Annotated in this window: 14 protein-coding genes; 7 read left to right on the top strand and 7 right to left on the bottom strand. The window is 71.9% G+C overall.

Annotated elements, in window-relative coordinates; all coding sequences use genetic code 11:
• Window positions 1-15: 15 nt before the first annotated feature.
• The gene (locus tag ACFT4A_RS04480) at window positions 16-3,195 is read right to left on the bottom strand and encodes a lantibiotic dehydratase (protein WP_382825871.1); all 3,180 of its coding nucleotides are present in this window, start codon (window positions 3,193-3,195) and stop codon (window positions 16-18) included.
• A gap of 35 nt (window positions 3,196-3,230) precedes the next feature.
• Window positions 3,231-3,521 carry a hypothetical protein gene (locus ACFT4A_RS04475; protein ID WP_382825869.1) on the bottom strand — a complete coding sequence of 97 codons (291 nt, stop codon included), beginning with the start codon at window positions 3,519-3,521 and terminating at the stop codon, window positions 3,231-3,233.
• A 147-nt stretch (window positions 3,522-3,668) separates the two neighbouring features.
• On the opposite strand from ACFT4A_RS04475, the gene ACFT4A_RS04470 reads away from it, so the two are divergent.
• Complete coding sequence (locus ACFT4A_RS04470; protein WP_382825867.1) at window positions 3,669-6,545, top strand: BTAD domain-containing putative transcriptional regulator; 2,877 nt, start codon at window positions 3,669-3,671, stop codon at window positions 6,543-6,545.
• On the opposite strand, the gene ACFT4A_RS04465 is transcribed toward ACFT4A_RS04470, so the two are convergent.
• The 5 genes from ACFT4A_RS04465 to ACFT4A_RS04445 all read right to left on the bottom strand — a co-directional run bounded on the left by ACFT4A_RS04465 (window position 6,533) and on the right by ACFT4A_RS04445 (window position 12,623).
• Window positions 6,533-6,970, bottom strand: coding sequence for a hypothetical protein (locus tag ACFT4A_RS04465; protein WP_382825866.1), 438 nt, complete (start codon window positions 6,968-6,970; stop codon window positions 6,533-6,535). The genes ACFT4A_RS04470 and ACFT4A_RS04465 overlap by 13 nt on opposite strands.
• A gap of 77 nt (window positions 6,971-7,047) precedes the next feature.
• Window positions 7,048-8,154 (bottom strand): ribosome small subunit-dependent GTPase A, encoded by a 1,107-nt coding sequence (gene rsgA, locus ACFT4A_RS04460; RefSeq protein ID WP_382825864.1) that lies wholly within the window; start codon window positions 8,152-8,154, stop codon window positions 7,048-7,050.
• A 205-nt stretch (window positions 8,155-8,359) separates the two neighbouring features.
• Window positions 8,360-9,853, bottom strand: a complete 1,494-nt coding sequence (locus ACFT4A_RS04455; protein ID WP_382825862.1) for a cellulose binding domain-containing protein — start codon at window positions 9,851-9,853, stop codon at window positions 8,360-8,362.
• A 233-nt stretch (window positions 9,854-10,086) separates the two neighbouring features.
• Window positions 10,087-11,412: a radical SAM protein gene (locus ACFT4A_RS04450; protein WP_382825860.1), complete on the bottom strand. Its 1,326-nt coding sequence runs from the start codon at window positions 11,410-11,412 to the stop codon at window positions 10,087-10,089.
• 203 nt (window positions 11,413-11,615) lie between these two features.
• Window positions 11,616-12,623, bottom strand: a complete 1,008-nt coding sequence (locus ACFT4A_RS04445) for a hydroxyacid dehydrogenase (RefSeq protein ID WP_382825859.1) — start codon at window positions 12,621-12,623, stop codon at window positions 11,616-11,618.
• 172 nt (window positions 12,624-12,795) lie between these two features.
• On the opposite strand from ACFT4A_RS04445, the gene ACFT4A_RS04440 reads away from it, so the two are divergent.
• The 6 genes from ACFT4A_RS04440 to ACFT4A_RS04415 all read left to right on the top strand — a co-directional run bounded on the left by ACFT4A_RS04440 (window position 12,796) and on the right by ACFT4A_RS04415 (window position 21,781).
• A complete protein-coding gene (locus tag ACFT4A_RS04440) occupies window positions 12,796-14,052 on the top strand; it encodes a D-arabinono-1,4-lactone oxidase (RefSeq protein ID WP_382825857.1) in 1,257 nt (418 codons plus the stop codon).
• Between the two features lie 235 nt (window positions 14,053-14,287).
• Window positions 14,288-15,535 carry an ROK family transcriptional regulator gene (locus ACFT4A_RS04435; RefSeq protein ID WP_382825855.1) on the top strand — a complete coding sequence of 416 codons (1,248 nt, stop codon included), beginning with the start codon at window positions 14,288-14,290 and terminating at the stop codon, window positions 15,533-15,535.
• Window positions 15,536-15,756: 221 nt separating this feature from the next.
• A complete protein-coding gene (locus ACFT4A_RS04430) occupies window positions 15,757-17,022 on the top strand; it encodes an ABC transporter substrate-binding protein (protein WP_382825853.1) in 1,266 nt (421 codons plus the stop codon).
• A 20-nt stretch (window positions 17,023-17,042) separates the two neighbouring features.
• Window positions 17,043-18,008: a carbohydrate ABC transporter permease gene (locus ACFT4A_RS04425; protein ID WP_382825851.1), complete on the top strand. Its 966-nt coding sequence runs from the start codon at window positions 17,043-17,045 to the stop codon at window positions 18,006-18,008.
• A complete protein-coding gene (locus tag ACFT4A_RS04420) occupies window positions 18,005-18,901 on the top strand; it encodes a carbohydrate ABC transporter permease (RefSeq protein WP_382825849.1) in 897 nt (298 codons plus the stop codon). The genes ACFT4A_RS04425 and ACFT4A_RS04420 overlap by 4 nt, the downstream gene beginning before the upstream one ends.
• 12 nt (window positions 18,902-18,913) lie before the next feature.
• A complete protein-coding gene (locus ACFT4A_RS04415) occupies window positions 18,914-21,781 on the top strand; it encodes a glycoside hydrolase family 2 TIM barrel-domain containing protein (protein WP_382825847.1) in 2,868 nt (955 codons plus the stop codon).
• Window positions 21,782-21,824: the final 43 nt, after the last annotated feature.

Here is a 21,824-nt window from a genome sequence, read left to right as displayed (position 1 = left end):
TGCCGGGCCGCCGTCTCATGGAGCGGCCCGCGCCTCGCGGCGGGCGAGGTGGGCCGCCACGGCACCGCGGGCGACGGCGGCCACCCGGCCCTCGGACCAGGGCGTGGGGTCGGCGGTCAGCCGGTTGTGGTGCATGTGCAGCAGGGAGGCCAGTACAGGGTCGGCGTCGGTGTCGGCAGGCGTCTCGGCCAGGCACTGGCGCAGGCTGTCGGCGGCGGCCGCCCGGGTCTGCCAGGCGGCCAGCAGCGGCGCCGCCCAGGTCTCCTCGCACAGGGCCGCGAAGTCACCGAACGGGTCGACGAGCCGCAGCGCCTCGGCACGGTGGTCGCGGAAGGCACGGTGGTGTTCGTCGCGGGGCGTGACCGCGAGCAGGCGCCGGGCGCGCTCGGCCGGGGTGCCCGGGACGAGGTGCCAGGCGAGATGGGCGCGGCCGGCCGCCGTGAGCGGCAGCGGCTCGGCCGGTGGCCGGGCGTGGTCGAGGAGGCGGAGTTGCGCGAGGGCCGCCGCGCTGTCGGCGTGGAACACCCGTTCCGCCGCCTCCATGGTCCGGGCGGTGCCTCCGTACCGCTCCGTCTCCGGGTCGTAGGTGTCCAGGACCAGCCGGCCGACGAGCCGCTGCCTCCGCAGGTCCGCCGCCAGGTCGTGGAGCGCGGGGAGGATCTCGCCGTACAGCGTCCGGGGATCGCCGTGCAGGCGCAGCCGCAGATGGGGGTCCGGGTCGGCGTACCGGACGAAGAACCAGCGGTCCGCCTCGGGCGGCAGGGCGTCCAGCAGCTCCGGCAGGTGACGGGCGAGGACCGTGTCCTGGAGCGGGCCGGGGCAGTACAGCTTGGCGTAGAGCCATGAGCCGCCCGGCAGGCCGCGGGCGGGGTCGTCGCCGCGACGGACGGACGGACGCCGAGTGACAGCGAGGGCGGCCGGGGCCGGGGTGGCGGCGGAGGGCGCGCGGCGCAGCAACGGTACGGAGATCTCGGCCGCGTGCGTGCCGTGCGGGCCCGTGAGCCAGCCCGTGCCGTCTCCGGTCAGGTCGGGCCGCTCGTGCAGCGGGGTGTCGGGGTCGCGCCGCAGTTCCTCGCGCAGCAGCCGGGCGTCCGCCGTGCGGGACAGGTCCAGCGGCAGCAGGCGGTCACCGCTGCCGGCCTCGACCACGTCGGGCACCCGCAGCCGGCGCCGCCACGCCCCGAGCGCCTCCGACCAGGCGGTGAACCCCGTGCGGTGGTCCAGGACATCGGCGTCCCGGACCAGCCACCGGGACCGGCACAGGACGGTCCGGCCGTGGCGTACGGCGGGCAGCCAGGGCCAGTCTCTCGCCGTCCCCCAGTCCCAGCCGAGCAAGGGCCGGACGTGGTCGATGCTCAGCAGATGCAGCAGGCGTACGTGCGCGGGCGCCAGCAGCCTGGTGTCGAGCATGTGGAAGGTGCCCGCGGCGACCTCCTGCCCGCCGTGCCGGAGCGACACCAGCCGCAGCCGGTCCGGCTCGCCGACCACGGCCAGGTCGTCGAGTGCGAGGTGCCCCGGGTCCGAGCCCTCCCCGAAGGTGCCGGTTGCCACGGTGTGTTCGACCCAGCGGGGTGTGCGGACGACGTTTCCGGCGCGGGGCAGGGCCGGGCGGAAGACCAACTGGACGGGGAGGATCGGACCGTTCGGCGAGGCGGCACCGGCGAGCGCCGTGGGCGCCGTCCCGGCGAGCTGCCGACCTGCCTCGGGCAGCAGGTGGGCGAAGCGTGCCGCGAGGGAGCCGGCGGGCCACGTGCCGGTGAGATGGGCGGATACGACAAGAGTGAACTCCCCTGCCTTGAGTGCCTGTTCGGACGGCGTGAGGAGCTGGAAGACCAGCTCGGTCGAGGGCGGAGGGACGCCGGAGTCGTCGCCGAGGGCGTGCAGGTCCCGGTCGCTCAGGACGATCTCGCGCGCACCGGACGCGGTCGCCTCCTGGGCCAGGGCCGTCAGGACACGGTCCCGGGCACCTGCGCGTGTCGTCGCGTCGGGCAGCGGAGGGCCGAGCCCGCCGACCGGATCGAGGAGCTCGGGCACCGGTACCGCCCGTGCGAGGCCGTACCGTTCGAGGAAGTCGCGATGGTAGGAGGCGAGCGGACGCGTCGTCCCGGTGACCGGCGGGCCGAGGCGCCACAACAGGTCCGCCGCGCGCCGCGCCTCCTCGGCGACCGCGTACGGCAGGGTGATGTCCGCGTCGAGTGCGGTGTCCACGGCGAGGCAGTGGGGGCGCTGGGTCAGGGCGCCCATGCGGTCCTCGGCCGCGCGCAGCGCGAGCAGCCCCTGGCCCGGACGGTGTTCGGCGTAGTCGGCGAGTGCGGCGGCCACCCCCGCGAGCCGCCGTGCCTCGCCCGTCGCGGCCGGGACTCCCGCCAGGCGTCCGGTCACCTGCGCCAGCGGATCCGCCGCTCCGGGCGGCGGTGACAGGTCCGTCAGGAGGAAGCCGAGAGTGACGAGTTCCGTGACCAGTTCCTCGATCGCACCGGCGGGTGCGGCGGGCATCCGGGCCCGGAGATGTTCCGTGAGCGCGGCGTGGGTCACGGGCCTGTGGGCGTGCTCGTAGGCCGCCGCCACAGCCGCCGTCCAGCGCACCGACACCTCACGCGGTTCCTCCGCCTGCGCGGGCCCGGGCCCGGCTTCCGGCGCGGCGGGCGCGTACGGCAGGACCAGGCGGTCGCCGCGCCGCACGCACAGGCCGTTGGCCGACAGGCGCAGTCCGGCCAGGATCGCCGGGTCCCGCTCCCAGCGCCGCGTCAGACAGGCCAGCCACTCGGCGTCGGGGCGGGCCGACTTGGCGTGTGCCGAGCCGAGCCGTACCCGGGCGGTGTCGCCGAACCGGATCGGTGCGACGCCCGCCAGCAGGCCGAACGGTGTGGGCCGGCCGGCCATCCGCGCCCGGTAGCGCAGCACCGCCCGCCAGGTGCGGCGCAGCGCGGACAGGGACACGTCCCCGCCCGCGCGCACGGACTCCAGCCGCCGGCCGAGGGACGGGCTGGACAGGGCCAGGGCCTCTAGCAGCAGCGGATCGTCGGTCAGTTCCGTGACAGCCGCGCGCAGCGCCTTGGCCTCGTCCGTCGCGTCGGTCTCGTCCGTCTCGTCGCCCGGATCCGGTGCGGCCGGTGCCCGCAGCGTGCCGACGGGGAGCAGCGGGGAGCGCAGCAGGGCCGTACCGAGGTGGCCGAAGACCGGGTCGGACGGCATCCGCGTCCGACCCGGTTCCGAAGGGCCGTTCCGGGTCATGGCGTCGGGAACGGCAGCGTGCCGTGCTGGGTCGCCTGCCGGGCGGCACCGGACCAGGGGTGCAGGGTGCCGCTCGTCAGCCGCCCGACGGCACCCGACCACGGGTGCATGGTGTGGCTGGTCAGTTGCCCGACGGCACCGGACCGCGGGTGCAGGGTCGTCGAGGTCGTCGCCTGCCGGGCGGCTCCCGACCACGGGTTCAGGGTGCCGCCGCTCGTCAGCGCGGCGGCGTGCCCCTCCCCCGCGCCGGTCTGCCGCGTGTCGAGGTCGAACGGATCGTCGTGCACGGTGTTCCCCTCTCGGATCGTCGGTTCGTCGGATCGTCAGTCGTCGTCGACTCGTCCACCGTCACCCCACCCGCTCTCGGCCCGGTCACATCCGGCTCTCACCGCCGCCGCCCCACGAGAGTCACCCTGTGTAGCATCATGAACGCGATGGGTGCGCGCTACGAGTTCATGGTGCTGGGGCCGCTGGAGATCCGGCGGGACGGGGTGCCCGTGCCGCTCGGCGCGGCGCGGCTGCGGGCCCTGCTGGCCGCGCTGCTGGTGGACGCCGGACGGACCGTGCCGGTGGAGTGCCTCGCCCGCCGGGTGTGGGGCGATCGGCAGCCCGCCCGTGTCCCCAACGCCCTGCAGAACTACGTGCTGCGGCTGCGCCGCGCTCTCGGCCGAGACCTGCTCCTGACCCGCCCGTCGGGCTATCTGCTCGATGTCGCCCCGCAGGACGTGGACCTGCACCGCTTCACGGCACTGGTCCGGCACGGCCGTACGGCGCTGGAGGCGGGGCGGCCGGCCGAGGCGTCCGGCCCCCTGCACGAGGCCGTCCGGCTCTGGCGGGGCGACCCGCTGCCCGATCTGCCGGCCGAGTCACTGCGGGAGGTGCTGCCCGCCCTGGGCGAGGCCCTGCTCGACGCCCTGGAACTGCGAATCGACGCCGATCTGGCGCTGGGCCGGCACGCGCGGGTGCTGTCCGAACTGCGCGCCCTCGCCGGGGCACACCCGTTGCGTGAACGCTTTCACGAGCAGCGGATGCTGGCCCTGCACCGCAGCGGACGGCAGGGCGAGGCCCTCGACTGCTACCGGGAGGCGGCGGACACCCTGGCCCGGGAACTGGGCGTGGACCCCGGGGCCGGGCTGCGTGACGCGCACCGCCGGGTGCTGGCCGGTGACGACGCGCCGGCCGCCTTCGCCGGCCGGGACCGGACCGCGGGCCGGCTGCCCGCCGAGACCACGTCGTTCGTCGGCCGCGCCAGGGAACTCGACCACGTGGCCGACCTGTTGACGCGGGCCCGGATGGTGACCCTGACCGGTGTCGGCGGGGTCGGCAAGACCCGGCTGGCGCTGCGCGCCGCGACCCGGTCGGCCCCCGGCTTCCCGGACGGGGTGTGGCTCGCGGACCTGGCGCCGCTGACCGATCCGGGCCTGCTGGACCGGGCGGTGGCGGAGTCGCTCGGTCTGCGCAACCACTCCAGCCGGCCCGTGGCGGACGCGGTGACCGAGCATCTGCGCGACCGGCGGCTGCTGTTGGTCCTGGACAACTGCGAGCACCTGGTGGCACCGGTCGCCGCCCTGGTGCTGCGGCTGCTGCGGTGGGCGCCGGAGCTGACCGTGCTGGCCACCAGCCGGGAGCGGCTGGCCGTCCCGGGAGAGCACGTCGTCGTGGTCCCCGGCCTCACCCTGCCCGAGCGGGCCGACGACACCGGCTGCGAGGCGCTGCGGCTGCTCGCCGACCGAGCCGCGGCGTCGGCGCCCGGCTTCCGCGTCACGGAGGCGAACTACGCCGCCGTGGCCGAGCTGTGCCATCGCCTGGACGGCATCCCGCTCGCCGTCGAGCTGGCCGCCGTACGGCTGAACACCCTGGCCGCCGGGGAGATCCTGGACCGGCTCGACGACCGCTTCCGGCTGCTGGCCGCGCCCCGGGGCGGCGGCCCGGACGACCGGCGGCGCACCCTGCGCCAGGTCATCGACTGGAGTCACGACCTGTGCACCGAGGCCGAGCGGCTGCTGTGGAGCCGGCTCTCCGTCTTCACCGGCGGCTTCGACCTCGACGCCGCCGAGGCGGTCTGCACGGGCGGGGCACTCGCCCCCGGAGACGTCCGTGATCTGCTGGCGGCACTGGTCGACAAGTCGATCGTGTACGCCGGCCATGCGGGACCGCGGGTCAGATACCGGCTGCTGGAGACGATCCGCCAGTACGGCCGGGACCGGCTCGACGAACGCGGTGATGTGGCGGCGGTGCGGCTGCGCCATGTCCGCCACTACCGGGACCTCGCCGCCCGGGCCGCCGCCGGGTGGTGCGGGCCGCGGGAGGTGGACTGGCTCACCCGGCTCCGCCTCGACCTGCCCAACATCCGTTCGGCCCTCGACCTGTGCGCGTCCGTTGCGGACCTGACCGGCACGGGCCTGGACATCGCGGTCGACCTGGGCCGCACCCGGTGCTGGTTCTTCAGCAGCACCCTCGGGGAGGGCCGGCACTGGCTGGAGCGGCTGCTCGCCCGCGCGGACGGCACCATCCGGCCGGACCAGGACGTCGCCGCCCGCGCGATGACGGCGTGGGTCGCCCTCTGCCAGGGCGACCGGACGGGCGTACGGGCCTTCCTGGACGCGTGCCGGCCGGCCGGAGCCGCCCCTGCGACCCACCCCGCGGTCCGGTTCGTCGAGGGCGCCTGCGCGCTGCTCGTCGACGGCGACACCACGGCCGTCGACCGGCTCGCCAAGGCCCGCGAGGCGTTCCGGGCCGCCGGACAACCGGGGGACACTCACATGGCCACCATGATGTGGGCCATGGCCGCCGCCTTCCTGGGCCCCCGCGACACCGCCCTGGCCACCCGCGAGGTGTATGTCGCCGAGGCCGAGGCGTCCGGCGCCGAATGGGCCGGGAGCTGGGCGACCTGGTGTGCGGGGGTCGCCGAGCTGCGGTACGGCGATCCGGTGCGGGCGCTGCCCCGGCTGCGGGACGCCCTGGACCGGCAGCGGGCGGTCGGCGACGACTGGGGGCCGGTGTGGGGAGTGGAGAGCCTGGCGTGGGCGACGGCCGCCGTCGCCCGGCCCGGCCCGGCGGCCACGCTGCTCGGCGCCGCCGAAGGGCTGCGCCGGGACATGGGGGTGGACCTGACCGGCCTGCTGCCCTTCCACACCGCGCACCTGTCCGCGGAACTGCGTGTCCGGGAGGAACTCGGCGACGAAGCCTACGTCGTGGCGCACGACGCAGGCTTCACGGCGGCCGACCGGGTGGCCCTGGCTCTGGAACTCACCTCGGAGAAGAGACCGGACGGTCTTCCAGAGCGACCGGACGGTCTCTACGGGACGTAGAACTCGGTGTCGTAGTACCAGTCGTCGACACCGTTGAGCCGCAGCCGGCCGGCGACCACGAAGATCGACTCGTTGCCGACGTACTTGGTCGGCGCGAGGCATCCGCGGGTGAAGCCGGCGTTGAGCGTGGAGCCGGCGCAGTCCACGTTGCTGCCGAAGTTGCCGCTCACCGCACCGCTGATCGACACCGCCACGCTCGCCGCGTTCTGCACGACCAGGACGGCCTGCCCGTACCTGCTGCCGTTGATGACGGCGCAGACCTTGAACTTGACGTTGTCGGAGACCTTGTGGGTCTTGTAGCCACCGCAGTGCCAGGTGGAGTCGGTGCTCACCGCCTGCCAGTTCTGCGCGGCGCCGGCCGGCGCGGCGGTGACCGCGAGGACACCCGCCGCGGCCGCCGCCACACCCAGAGCTCTGAAACGCATATCGCCATCCCCCTCGATACGAACACTTGACCGCCCGTCAGGCGGCCGCTGATCATATCCGGCCGATGGCGGCGCGCCTACGAACGCCAGTGTGATCCGCGCTTGGCCTCCATCGCCGCCCGTCCGATCGCCCCCTTCCGCTTCCAGTCCTTGCGGATCTCCGCCCGGAGCCGGGCGTCGGTCTTGGCGACGATGCGCTGGTTCTCCCGCAGGAGCTTGCGGTAACTGTCCAGCCGGCGCTCCGGCAGCTCACCGGTGTCGATGGCGGCCAGCACCGCGCAGCCCGGCTCCGCCTCGTGGGCGCAGTCGTGGAAGCGGCACCGCTCGGCCAGTTCCTCGATCTCGGAGAACACCTGCCCGACGCCGCTCTCGGCGTCCCAGAGTCCGACGCCCCGCAGCCCGGGGGTGTCGATCAGGACACCGCCGCCGGGCAGTGCGAGCAGGTTGCGGGTGGTCGTGGTGTGCCGGCCCTTGCCGTCGGCGTCCCGGGTGGCCTGGACGGTCATGACGTCCTCGCCGAGCAGCGCGTTGGCGAGGGTCGACTTGCCCGCGCCGGACTGCCCGAGCAGCACGGACGTACCACCGGCGACGATCGCCGCGAGCACGTCGAGCCCGTCCCCGTCGAGCGAGCTGACGGGCACCACCGGCACGCCGGGCGCGCTGGTCTCCACGTCCTGGACGAGATGGGAGAGGGTGACGGCGTCCGGCACGAGGTCGGCCTTGGACAGGACGACGACGGGCTGCGCCCCGGACTCCCAGGCGAGCGCGAGGAACCGTTCGACGCGGCCGAGGTCGAGCTCGACCGCGAGGGACACGGCGACGATGGCGTGGTCGACGTTGGCCGCGAGGATCTGCCCCTCGGACCGCTTGGAGGAGGTGGAGCGGACGAACGCGGTACGGCGCGGCAGGTACGCGCGGACGTAGCGCGGGTTCCCGCCGGGTTCGACGGCGACCCAGTCGCCGGTGCAGACGACCCGCATCGGGTCGTGCGGCGTGACGAACGCGGTGTCGGCCCGCAGGATGCCGTCGGCGGTGACGACATCGCACTGGCCGCGGTCGACCCGGATCACGCGTCCGGGCAGCAGACCTTCGGTGTCGTAGGGGGCGAACTCGGCCGCCCATGCCTCGTCCCAGCCGTAGGGAGCGAGCGCGGAGGAAACGGATGAAGCAGAGCTGGAGGTCAAGGGTGACCCTTTCCAAGGTCGGCCCCCGGCCCGACGGTCGGTCGGATCAGCCGGCGGCCATGGAGGTGGACTTGATGAACTGGATGCGGGCAGCGCTCATCGCAATGACAGCCATCGGTCAACACCTCCTCGTCCTTGGACTCTTCGGCCCTCTCGGGCTTCTCGTGGAACCGCCGTAACGCTATCCCGTCACGGCGGAGTCGCGTCAACCGGTTTTCGCGCAGTCCTCGCCGTTGAGCTCGAAGTCGTACGGCGGGGAGTTCTTGCCGCGCCAGGAGGCGAGGAAGCCGAAGGCCAGGTCGTCGCCCGCCTGGACCGACTTGTTGTAGTCGGCGGCGGTGGCGGTGACGCGGGAGCCGTTCTGGGAGACGGAGGCGTCCCACATCTGGCCGACCTGCTGGCCGTTCCGGAAGGACCAGGAGACGCGCCAGGAGTCGAGGGCCTCGTTGGTGGTGACGGTGACGGTGGCCTGGAAGCCGTCGGGCCACTGGTTGACCAGGTCGTACTCGACCCGGCAGGTGGGGTCCTCGCTCTCGCGCTCCTCCGGGCGTTCGGTGGGAGAGGAGGTGCCCTGCGGTTCGGTCCGGCTGTCGCCGCTCTCCGGTTTGCCGGGCTTCTGCGACTTCCCCGTGTTCTCGGTGGCCTTGCCGGCCGGCTTCGAGGTCGCGGGAGGCAGGGAGGGGACGGACGGCACGGACAAGTCGGGGTCGGCCACCGGCTGACGGCCGGCGTCGCCGCGCGCGCCGAGGTCGTCGCCGCTGCCGCCGAAGGGCATCATCGAGACGCCGAGCGCCAGGGCGGAGACCAGGACGGCGGCGACGAGGAGGCCGTTGCGGGCGACGCGTGCCTTCTGCGCGCCCTCCTCCGATTCTCCGGGCGGCAGTTCCGCCCGGCCGGGACGGCCGACGCCGAGCCGCACCTCGGCGGCGCGGCGGCGGCGCTCCAGGTACGCGAGCCCGCCCCAGCCGATCACCCCGCCGGCCAGCGCCCCGGGCAGTCCTCCGCCGTGCAGGCGCAGACAGGCGGCGGCCTCGGCGCACTGCACACAGGTGGCGAGGTGCCGGGAGAGGTCGCCGGGGGCGTCGGCGGCGGGGGCGCGGGTGACGGCGTCCAGCAGCCGGGCGTAGCTGCGGCACCGGGCGTCCATCGGCGTGTCGAGGTGGTTGCGGTGGCAGCGGTCCCGGAACAGGGTGCGCACCTGCTGGAGTTCGTCGTCGGCGGTGGCCGGGTCGAGGCCCAGGCGGCGGGCGACCAGGGACAGCGGCAGGGCCTCCACCTCGGCCAGCCACAGCAGTTCCGCGTCCGCCTGCTGCAGGTCGCGCAGTCCGCGCAGGGCGAGCGGGCGCTGCAGAGGCGGTCCGGTGTAGCGGGCGGCCTTGTCCGAGTTGAGCCACAGCCGCAGGTCGGGGTCGAGTTTGTGGCCCTGCCCCGCCTCCTCCCAGTCCGTGGCCGTGGTGCGTACGGCGGTCAGCAGCAGGGGTATGCGGGGCAGCCGGGCGGGACGGCGCCCGGAGGTGCGGACCGGGCCGGCGTCGGCGGCGCGTGCCTCACGTATGCCGTGTGCGAACGCCTCGCGGCCCAGCTGTGCGGCGGCCGTGGAACCGGACGTGCACAGGTCGGCGTACGCGAGGACCGCGTCCCAGCACTCGGAGAACAGCGCGGCCTCGGAGGCGTCCTGAGGGGTCGGCAGGTCGGGCATGAGTCTCCTGCATCCACAAGCGAGGTCAACTCACCATGTTGGCAAAGGAGTTGGGGGGAACCTCGGGGCAGAGGACGAGTTTTTCACGCTCTCGACACAACTGACAAGCCGCGTATTCAAATCCTGACGCGGCCGACTCCGGAAGTAGATACGCACGGAACGCCGAAACGTCTCGATGGCGGCCCGAATCACATCGGGCCGCCATCGAGGCGCGGCAGGTCAGGAGTCCGGCGTCAGATCTCCACCGGCTCGTCCGCGGGCAGGCTGTCCATGAAGGAGCTGACCGAGAAGACCGCGTTGCCGGCGCCGGGGGGACCGTAGCCGGGGGGCGAGGAGAGACCGAAGTCCTCCATCGTCTGCCGGTACGCCTGGAGCAGACGGATGTGGTACTCCAGGGGCGCGCCCTGCGGGTTGGCCTTGCCGAGCGGGGTCGTGGGCTCGGGGCACCAGGTGGTGAAGCGGGGCGTGATGCCGTGGGACATGAAGAAGCGCAGGCCCTCGGTGGTGGAGTCGATGGCCTCGTCGACGGTCTTGAACCCGAAGGGCTCGGCCATCTCCACGCCTGCCACGAAGTTGGGGATGACGTTGCGCGCGCCGAAGATGTCCGCCGAGTCGAGGATGCGCTTGTGCCACTCGTCGCGGCCGACGTAGCGCTCCTTGCCCGGGCAGTACATCTTGAAGAGGTACTCGTCCCACACCTCGTAGTTGGGGTGGTAGATCTGCACGCCGTAGTCCTTGAACCGCTGGACGTCGTCCTTCGGCAGCGCCTGGGCGACGACCTTGCCGATCCAGCGGCCCGGGAAGTGCTCCTCGATGGCCTTGGCGTACCGCCCGTAGAAGTCCGCCTCGTCCAGACCCTGGACCTTCGACGTGATCGCGCCGCCGGTGAGCGTGTACGCGGTGGACACCTTCGCGGTGTCGTACTTGTCGATGATCTCGAGCGCCTCGAGGACTTCGTCGACGTCCTTCACGCCCGTGTACGGGCGGCCCGCCGCCTTGTGCTGGCGCCAGTTGTGGTTGATGTCGCAGTACTGGCACTCCTCCTTGGCGCCGAAGTACTGGCAGACGCGGAACGCGGTCAGGTAGATCAGGTAACCCCACTGGATGGTCGGGGCGACCTCCATGACCGACTTCCCGTTGGCGAGGGTGTGCCGGTAGTACTCGGGCATCGGCGGCACGCCGACGTCGGAGATCCGCTTGCCGTCGAGGTAGAGGCCGAGCACGCCGTCCTCGTTCGCGGCGACGCGGTAGGGCGAGGCGGGGTTCACCCGGACCGAGACGACGGTCCGCCGCAGGTCGTACGGGCCGCCGGTGAGGATGATCTCCTCGGGCGGGCGGCGCAGCGCTGCCTCGCCCAGCTCGGGCAGGGTGCCGTGGTCGAAGGAGAAGATGAAGTACGACTTCGGCTTGACCTCGCCACCCTCGTTGTCACTGAGCGCGGACGGGTCGAAAGCCACTCCGCCCCGAAGCAGGTCCTCCTTGAAGACGGCCTCCCGCGGGACGTGCGGGAATCGCTCCATCAGATCCTCGACCAGCGCGGTACGGCTGCCGCTGCTCATCCCGTCTCTCCTCCCGACTCGGACGTACGACTCCTCACGGTATGCCCACGGCTGCGCGCGAGCGGTACCGGGTCCCCTCGGAGCGGGGGTGCTACCCCACCCGGCGGTGCGCACGGCGGCCGAGCCTCGTCAGCTGATCCGATTCAGGCGAAGTGTCCCGTACGTCAGTGAATGCCCGGCCCGGCCGCCCACGGAGCTGACCCTCACGCCTCCCGTTCCAGTGCCGCCAGCTCGACCCCATAGGCCGGTTTCCCTCCGGCCACCAGCCGTTCCGCCTCCTCCGTGACCGCCAGGCCGAGGCGGGCCAGTTCGTTGCCCTGGGAGCCGGCGAGGTGGGGGGTGATGAAGGCGCCGGGGAGGTCGTAGAGGGGGGAGTCGGTGGGGAGGGGTTCGGGGTCGGTGACGTCGAGGATGGCGGTGAGGCGCTCGGCGCGCAGTTCCGTCACCAGGGCGTCGTGGTCGACGAGCGCGCCGCGCGCGGTGTTGACGAGGACCGCCCCGTCGGGCATCAGGGCCAGCTCGCGGCGGCCGATCAGGTGGTGGGTCTCGGGTGTCTCGGGGGCGTGGACGGTGACGATGTCGGAGGTGCGCAGGAGATCGTCCAGCGGCAGCAGGGGGACGCCCAGCGCGGCGGCCTCCGCCTCGTCGACGTACGGATCGGTGAGGGCGGGCCGCAGATCGAAGGGGCGGAGCAGTTCGAGGACGCGGCGGCCGATGCGGGAGGCGCCGATGACGCCGACGCGGCGGCCGTGGTTGCCGATGCCGGGGACGATGCCCCAGCCGGAGGAGGTGCGGGACGTGCGCATCCGGTCGCGCGCGGCGAGGACGTCCTTCCCGGCGAGCAGGATCATGGCGAGGGTGTACTCGGCGACCGGCAGCGCGTTGGCGACGGCGGCCGAGGAGACGGCGATGCCCCGCTGCCAGAGCCCGGGGGTCGCGAAGGACTTCACCGAGCCGGCCGAGTGCAGCACGGCACGCAGCCGGGGAGCCGCGTCGAGGACCGTCGAGCCGAGCCGAGGGCAGCCCCAGCCCGTCACCAGGATCTCGGTCCGGGCCAGCACGTCGAGCACCCCCGGGTCGGTGAAGTCCCGCGCCACGAGGGCGGGATCGATGTCCACGGACTCCCGCAGCCGCGCCAGCACCTCGGGCGGGAAGACCAGCGGCACGTTCTCGGCGGCCATGGCGAACAGTGCCTGAGGGCGCTGGCTCAAGGAGGTGACCTTCCGGATCGACGGCGGAACGGCGGAGCTGATGCGACAGAAAACGCTCTCTACGACATCCCCACGGTAGGCCGGGCCGGGCGGCCGGAGCAATGGACACCCGGCCGAGGTAGGTTCCGGCGGGGGCCAGCCGTCCCCACAGCCTCGGGGAAGGACGACGTGGATGACCGGGACCGTGACCAACTGGGCGGGCAACATCACCTACGCGGCCAAGGAGCTGCACCGGCCGGGCTCGCTCACCGCGCTGCGCGGGCTGGTCGCGGAGAGCGACCGGGTGCGCGTGCTGGGCAGCGGGCACTCGTTCAACGGGATCGCCGAGCCGGGCGCCGAGGGCGTCCTGCTCTCGCTGGCCGCCCTGCCGCCCGAGGTGGACGTCGACACGGCGGCCCGTACGGTCCGCGTCGGCGGCGGAGTGCGCTACGCGGAGCTGGCCCGCCGGCTGCACGGGCAGGGGCTGGCGCTGCACAACATGGCGTCCCTGCCGCACATCTCGGTGGCCGGGTCGGTCGCGACCGGCACCCACGGCTCGGGGGTCCTCAACGGCCCGCTCTCGACGGTCGTGCGCGAGGTGGAACTGGTCACGGCGGACGGCTCGACGGTGACGATCGGACGCGACGAGGAGCGGTTCGGCGGGGCCGTCACCTCGCTCGGCGCGCTCGGCGTCGTCACCGCGCTCACCCTCGACCTGGAGCCGGCCTTCGAGGTCGAGCAGCACGTGTTCACCGAACTGCCCCTGGAGGGACTGGACTCGGGGACGTTCGAGACGGTGATGGCGACGGGGTACAGCGTCAGCCTGTTCACGGACTGGCGGGCGCCGGGCTTCCGGCAGGTGTGGCTGAAGCGGCGCACCGACCAGGCGCTGCCGGCCTTCCCCTGGGCGCCTCCCGCCACCGAGAAGATGCACCCGGTGCCGGGCATGCCCGCGGTCAACTGCACCGAGCAGTTCGGTGTGCCGGGGCCGTGGCACGAGCGACTGCCGCACTTCCGGGCGGAGTTCGTCCCGAGCAGCGGGGCGGAGCTGCAGTCGGAGTATCTGCTGCCGCGCGGGCACGCCGTGGAGATGCTGCGCGCGCTCGACGGGATCCGGGACACGGTCGCCCCGGTGCTGCAGACCTGTGAGGTGCGCACGGTCGCCGGTGACGACCAGTGGCTGAGCCCGTCCCACGGCCGGGACACCGTCGCGGCGCACTTCACCTGGGTCGAGGACACGCGGGCGGTGCTGCCGGTGGTGCGGCGGGTCGAGCAGGCGCTGGAGCCCTTCGGGGCGCGGCCGCACTGGGGCAAGGTGTTCACCGTGCCCGGGTCCGTCCTGGGCGGGCTGTATCCGCGGCTGGACGACTTCCGCGCGCTGACGCGGGAGCTGGACCCGGAGGGCAAGTTCGCCAACGCCTTCGTGCGGGAGGTGCTGGCGACGGCCTAGGTCGCCGCCCTCTGACACGCCCCCTCCTGACACGCCCCCTCGGCGCGCCTCGCCCGCGCGCTGAGGCATCATGAACGAGCCACGGCCGGCCGCCACCGGTCCCACCAGGAGCGCACTTTATAAAGCCCCTTTCCAAACCCCTTGTCGAAAGTCCCGCCAGCCCATAGCCTTGCGCCGCGCCGGTGCCGACGTCGACCCCGGCCAGGGCCGGTCTGGGAAGGAATGGGGCACCCCGGTGAAGCGCACATCACGCGACATCCGCACCGCGAACCGCTATGAGGTGCTGCGCCAGATCATCGCGGAGTCACCCACCTCCCGGCAGGAGCTGGCGGCCGCGACCGGCCTCAGCCTCGCCACGGTGGCCACCCTCGTGGGCGAGCTGCTCGACCTCCGCATGATCACGGAGGTCGGCTTCGAGGACTCGGCCGGCGGCCGGCCCCGGGGCCTGGTGGCGGTCAACGCCTCGGGCGGCGCGCTGATCGGCGTCGACATCGCCGAGACGTACGTCCATGTCGAGCTGTTCGACCTGGGGCTGAACGTGCTGGCCCGCGCCGAGGAGGACGTCCGCGCGAGCGAGAGCCTGCCCGAGCAGGTGGTCGGCCATGTGGCCACCGCCGTCGGCTCGGTCGTCACCCAGGCCGGCATCGAGGGCGCCCGGGTCCTCGGGGTCGGGGTGAGCGTGCCGGGGCAGGTGGACCGCGCCACCGGCATCTCGGAGTACGCGCCCAACTGGGACTGGCACGACGTACCGCTGCTGGACCTGCTCACCGAGCACATCGCCTACCCGCTCTACCTGGACAACCCGCTGCGCGCCAGCGCGGTCGCCGAGCTGTGGTTCGGGGCCGCGCGCGGGGCCGGGACCGCCGTGGTGGTCAACCTCGGCACCGGCGTGGGCGCCGGGCTCGTCCTGGGCGGCGGGCTGCACCGCGGGGTGAGCAACAGCGCCGGTGAGTGGGGCCACACCACGATGGTGCTGGACGGGCGGCTGTGCCGCTGCGGCAACCACGGCTGTGTGGAGACGTACGTCGGCGCGCGCGGGATCATGCTGAATCTGCGGGAGATCGGCCCCGACAGCGCGCTGCTGCACGCGGACGACCAGACGGCGACCATCGACGCACTGGCCCGCGGCATCGCGGCGGACGACCCGGTGGCACGCCGGGCCGTGCACGAGACCGCCCGCTATCTGGGGGCCGGCGTCGCGGACCTGGTGAACCTGTTCAACCCCGAGATCGTCGTGCTGAGCAGTTGGGTCGCCCGCACCCTGGGCGAACCGCTGCTGCACGAGGTGCGCGAGGCCGTGACCCGGCACGCGCTGCCGCGGCCGCTGGCCGCCACCGAGATCGTCCTCTCCCCGATCCCCACCGACCCGGTGTGCCTGGGCGCGGCGACGTTCGCGCTGGAGGGCGCGCTGCAGACCGTCGGGCAGAAGAACGGCAAACGCACCACCCTCGTGAGGAGCCGTACCGCCACCCCACCGTCGTAGCGGCGGAAGCAACTCCTCCGCTCCCCCCGCATGTTCGAAATCGCGAACCGGACACAACGCTTCGCACAGACTTCGTCCAACCCCTTGCCGAAGCCTTAGTCGAAGCTCTAGCGTCCCGCACCGCACCTCTCTTTGAGCCATCTGGCGCGGGCCCCCGGGCCCGTGAGCCATCAGGCAGTGAGCCGAAGAGCCGCAGCCGCACTCGAGACAAGGACGTCAGCATGTCGGCATCGAGCAACATGAACTGGGACCGCCGCAACGTACTGCGGGCCGCGATGGGCCTGGCCGCCGCCGGCGGACTCGCCGCGTGCGGCAGCAACACCGGGCGGGGCGGTGGGTCCGGGTCGGGCACCAACCTGGTGCAGATGTTCCACGCGTACGGCGAGGCGGGCACCGAGCAGGCCATCAAGCGGTACGCGAAGGCGTACAAGGACGCCAACGTGACCACGCAGTGGATCACCAGCGCTGACTTCGAGAGCAAGCTCTTCTCGGCCCTGCTCACCAAGAACGCGCCCGACCTCTTCGAGTTCCACCCGCAGATCCAGATGGTCAAGAGCGGCCAGGTGGCGGACCTGACCGACATCATCGATCCGGTCAAGGACGACTTCAACCCGGCCGACATCAAGTCGCACACGGTCGACGGGAAGATATACGGCGTCCGGATGATCGACGACCCGCAGTTCTTCTTCTACCGCAAGTCGATGCTGGAGAAGGCCAAGGTCGAGGTGCCGACCACGCTCGACGAGCTGATGGAGGCCGCCGCCAAGCTCACCACGGGCAAGGTCAAGGGCCTGTACATGGGCAACGACCTGCACAGCGTCAATGACACGTTGATCTGGTCGGCCGGCGCCCAGCACCTCACCGAGAAGAACGAAATCGCGTATCACACGGACGGCGTCATCGAGGGCCTGAAGAAGATGCGCAAGCTGTTCACCAGCGGCGATCTGCTCCTCGGCGCCCCGACCGAGTCCTGGGACCCCTCTTCGTTCAACCAGGGCCTGTGTGCCATCCAGTTCTGCGGGATGTGGGCGATGCCGGCGATCCAGGACGCGCTCGGCGACGACTGGGGTGTCTTCCCCTTCCCGAAGGTCACGGACTCCGGCAAGCCGTCGGTCTACAACGGCGGCTGGTCGATGTTCGTCAACGCCAAGGGCAAGAACGTCGACGCGGCCAAGGAATACGTCAAGTGGCTGTGGATCGACAAGAAGGACTACCAGGAGGACTGGGCCACCTCCTACGGCTTCCACATCCCGCCGCGCGCCTCGCTCGCCAAGACGGCCGACAAGCTCAAGTCGGGCAACGCCGCCGAGGGTGTGCGGCTCTTCAACGAGTTCGGGCACTTCGACAACATCGGCTGGACCCAGGCCATGCGCACCGCCTTCGAGGACGTCTTCGCCAACAGCGTCCGCAAGAACATGGACCCGGAGGCCGCCCTCGACAAGTGCGACACGGCCGTCAACCGCGAGCTCAAGAAGCTGTTCGGATAGGCCGCGGGACGGACCACGACATGTCGACGACCACCAAGCTCGACCTCGCGAGCCCCGCCTCGGCGAAGGCCTCTTCGGCCAAGCCGCGGCGGGGTCTGCGGGGCAGCCCCACCGTCAACTTCTGGCTTTTCACCGGGCCGTTCCTGATCGGTCTGGCGATCTTCGTCTACACGCCGATCCTCTGGAGCCTGTGGCTCAGCTTCTTCGAGGCCCGCTTCACCGTCACGCCCGACAAGTTCGTCGGCTTCGACAACTACGTGTACATGCTGACGAACGACGACTTCGTCGGCTCGCTCGGCACCTTCACCGCCTTCGCCGCGTTCATCGTGCCCACCACCTGGGCGCTCTCGCTGGGGCTCGCCCTGCTGGTGAACCGGATGCGCTTCATGCGGGCCTTCTTCCGGTCGGTCTTCTTCCTGCCGACCGCGGTCAGCTATGTCGCCGCTTCGCTGATCTGGAAGATGTCCATCTTCAGCGGCGTCCGCTTCGGCCTGATGAACACGGTCCTCGGCTGGTTCGGCATCGAGAACATCGCCTGGCTGATCGACCCCAACCCGCCCTGGTACTGGCTGGTCATCGTGACCGCCCGGCTGTGGCTGCAGTCCGGCTTCTACATGATCCTGTTCATCGCGGCGCTGCAGAACATCCCGGACGAGCTGTACGAGGCCGCAGCCATCGACGGCGCCAAGCCGGGCTGGCAGACTTTCCGGTACATCACCCTGCCCCAACTGCGCGCGACGTCCACGGCGGTGATCCTGCTGCTGCTCATCGCCGCTTACCAGGCCTTCGACGAGTTCTTCAACCTGCTGTCGAAGACCACCTGGGGCCGACCGCCTCTCGTCGAGCTGTACTACAAAGCCCTGGGCGAGAGCCAGGACTACGGCGCCGGCAGCGCGGGCGCACTCATCCTGACCGTGCTGATCTGTGCCGTGACTCTGCTCCAGGGCAAGATCATGGGCTTTGGAAGGGGTGACGAGTCCAAGTGACCACCACCATGCCCAAGGTGCGGAAATCCGCGCCGACGCCGGACGCACCGAGCCGGGTCAGGCGCAGTGGCGGCGTGATGAGCTCCACCGGGCTCTACATTGCCACGGCCATCGCCGCTCTCCTCTTCCTGGTTCCGTTCTACATCCTCGTCCGCAACGCCCTCTCCACCGACGCCGAGATCACCGGAGAGAACTGGAAGATCTTCCCCACGGACATCCAGTGGGGCAATCTCAGCGAGCTCTTCACCGACGAGACGGTCCCCTTCGCCCAGTCCCTGTGGAACTCGGCGGTCGTGGCCACCCTGCACACCGTGGGCGTCCTGCTGGTGTGCTCCCTCGCGGGCTACGGTCTGGCCCGCATCCCGTACAAGCACGCCAACAAGGTGTTCTACGCCGTTCTCGGCACCCTGATGGTTCCGACCGCGGTCACCTTCGTACCGAGCTTCGTGCTGGTCTCCTCGCTCGGCTGGGTGGACACCTACCGAGGCCTCATCATTCCGGGCCTGTTCAGTGGTTTCACCTGCTTCCTCTTCCGGCAGTACTTCCTGGGATTCCCCAAGGAGCTGGAGGAGGCGGCGCGCATGGACGGACTGGGCTACTGGGGTGCGTACTGGCGTGTCGTCGTACCCAACTCGCTGAACTTCTTTGCGGCGATGGCGACCATCACCTTCATCAACGGCTGGAACGCGTTCCTGTGGCCGCTGGTCATCGGCCAGGACCCGAGTTCGTGGACCGTCCAGGTCGCACTCTCCAGCTACATGACCAACCAGACCGTCGTCTTCCACCTGATCTTCATGGCCACGGCCATTTCCATCCTGCCCCTGGTGTTCGTCTTCCTCTTCCTCCAGCGCTGGCTGGTGCAGGGGATCGCCCAGACCGGCATCAAGGGCTGAGCTAGGAGACCGATGTCTTTCCGCACCACCGTCGACTACGTCGAGGACGTCTCCCCGGGCAGCGGTGCCCTTCCGGCCCGCGCCTGGTACGCGGCCTCGGACGCCGCTTCCCTGTCGCTGAACGGCAGCTGGCGCTTCCGGCTGTCGGCCACCGTCGACGCCGAGGACGACTCGTTCGCCGAGGAGGGCTACGACGCCCGGGGCTGGGCCGAGGTCACGGTCCCCGGGCACTGGGTCCTCCAGGGCGACGGGGCGTTCGGGTCCCCGATCTACACCAACCACCTCTATCCCTTCCCGGTGGACCCGCCGCACGTCCCGACCGAGAACCCGACCGGTGACCATCTGCGCGTCTTCGACCTGCCGACCGACTGGCCGTCGGACGGCGGGGCGGTGCTGCGGTTCGACGGCGTCGAGTCCTGCGCCCGCCTCTGGCTGAACGGCACGGAGCTCGGCGAGTTCAAGGGCTCCCGGCTGGCGCACGAGTTCGCGGTGGGGCACCTGCTGAAGCCGGGCGGCAACGTCCTGGCGGTGCGGGTGCACCAGTGGTCGGCGGGCTCGTACCTGGAGGACCAGGACCAGTGGTGGCTGCCGGGCATCTTCCGTGACGTGACGCTGCTGCACCGCCCGGCGGGCAGCGTGGGCGACTTCTTCGTGCACGCCTCGTACGACCACACCACCGGCGAGGGCACCCTGCGGGTCGACTCCGACGTCGAGGGGCGGGTGACCGTCCCCGAGCTGGACATCGATGTCGCGACGGGTGAGCCGGTGACGGTCGCGGTCGAGCCGTGGACCGCCGAGACGCCGAAGCTGTACGACGGTGTGCTGGCCACCGAGGGTGAGCGGGTACCGCTGCGGATCGGCTTCCGGACCGTCGTCCTCGAGGACGGGCTCATCAAGGTCAACGGCAAGGCCGTCCTCTTCAAGGGCGTCAACCGGCACGAGTGGCACCCGGAGCAGGGCCGTGCCCTCGACCTGGAGACCATGCGCGAGGACGTGCTGCTGATGAAGCGGCACAACCTCAACGCCGTGCGCACCTCGCACTACCCGCCGCACCCGGCCTTCCTGGACCTGTGCGACGAGTACGGCCTGTGGGTCATCGACGAGTGCGACCTGGAGACCCACGGCTTCACCGAGCAGGACTGGCGGGACAACCCGGTCGACGACGACCGCTGGACCCCGGCCCTGCTGGACCGCGCGGAGCGGATGGTCGAGCGGGACAAGAACCACCCGTCGGTGGTGTTCTGGTCGCTGGGCAACGAGGCCGGCACCGGGCGCGGGCTCACCGCGATGGCCGAGTGGATCCACGACCGCGACCCCGAGCGGCTCGTGCACTACGAGGGCGACTGGAACTGCCGCGACACGGACGTGTACTCGCGGATGTACGCCTTCCACGACGAGGTCGACAAGATCGGGCGGCGGCTCGACGGCGGTACCGGAAAGCGCCGTGAGCTCCCCTTCATCCAGTGCGAGTACGGTCACGCGATGGGCAACGGCCCGGGCGGGCTCGCCGACTACCAGGAGCTGTTCGAGAAGCACGAGCGGCTCCAGGGCGGGTTCATCTGGGAGTGGATCGACCACGGCGTCAAGCACGCCGAGCTGGGCTACGCCTACGGCGGTGACTTCGGCGAGGAGCTGCACGACGGCAACTTCGTCTGCGACGGGCTGGTCTTCCCGGACCGGACGCCGTCGCCGGGCCTGATCGAGTACAAGAAGGTCATCGAGCCGGTCCGTATCGAGGGCGACGGCACCGACGGCACCGTGCGGATCACCAACAAGCAGGACTTCGCGGACCTGTCCGCGCTGGCCTTCGAGTGGTCGTGCCAGGTGGACGGCGAGACCGTCGAGTCGGGCCCGCTGGCGGTGCCGGTGCTCGCGCCGGGCGAGTCGGCCGAGGTGAAGCTGCCGGAGCCGCCCGCGGACGGCCGGGGCGGCGAGCGCCAGTGGACGGTGCGGGCGCTGCTCGCCGAGGACACGGTCTGGGGCCCGAAGGACCATGTCGTGGCCTGGGGCCAGTTCGCCGTGGGGGCACGGCCGCTGCCGTCCTTCCCGGCGAGCGACCGGCCCGTGGCCGACACGGACCGGATCACCCTCGGCCCCGCCGAGTTCGACCCCCGCACCGGCGCCCTGCGCTCCATCGGCGGGGTCACGGTCGGCGCGGCACCGAAGCTGGACGTGTGGCGGGCGCCGACCGACAACGACGACGGCGCGGAATGGCAGACCGACACCCGCTACGGGATGCTGTGGCGCACCCTCGGCCTGCACCGCATGCGGCACCGCCTGGTCTCGGTCGAGGCCGGCGACGACGCGCTGACGGTCCGCACCCGGGTGGCGCCCGCCGCCCGCGAGGTCGGTCTGGACACGGTGTACCGCTGGACGTCCGACGGCGAGCGGCTGCGGCTGACCGTGTCCGTGACCCCCACGGGCGACTGGACGGTGCCCCTGCCCCGGCTCGGTGTCCGCTTCGGACTGGATCGGGCCGACCGGGTGGAGTGGTTCGGCGGCGGTCCGGGCGAGGCGTACCCGGACACCAGGACGGCGTCGATGGTGGGCCGCTGGCAGTCGACGGTGGACGGGCTGCAGACGCCGTACGTCCGTCCGCAGGAGAACGGTGCCCGTGCCGATGTCCGCTGGGTGGAGCTGGGCGGGCTGCGGATCGAGGGCGACCCGGAGTTCTGGTTCACCGCGCGGCGCTGGACGACCGAGCAGCTGGAGGCGGCCCGGCACCGCACCGACCTCTCGGCCGGCGACACGGTGTGGGTCAACCTCGACCACGGGCAGCACGGCATCGGCTCGCAGTCGTGCGGCCCGGGTCCGCTGCCGCGGTACTTCCTGAAGGCGGAGCCGGTGGAGTTCTCGTTCGTGTTCTCGACCACCGGGTGACTCGACCGACGGGTGAGAAGAACACCAGGTAAGAAATCGTTTA

Origin of the sequence: Streptomyces sp. NPDC057099 (genome assembly GCF_042671245.1) — a bacterium.
Taxonomy (GTDB): Bacteria; Actinomycetota; Actinomycetes; order Streptomycetales; family Streptomycetaceae; genus Streptomyces; species Streptomyces purpurascens.
This window is presented reverse-complemented; position numbering and strand designations above follow the sequence as displayed.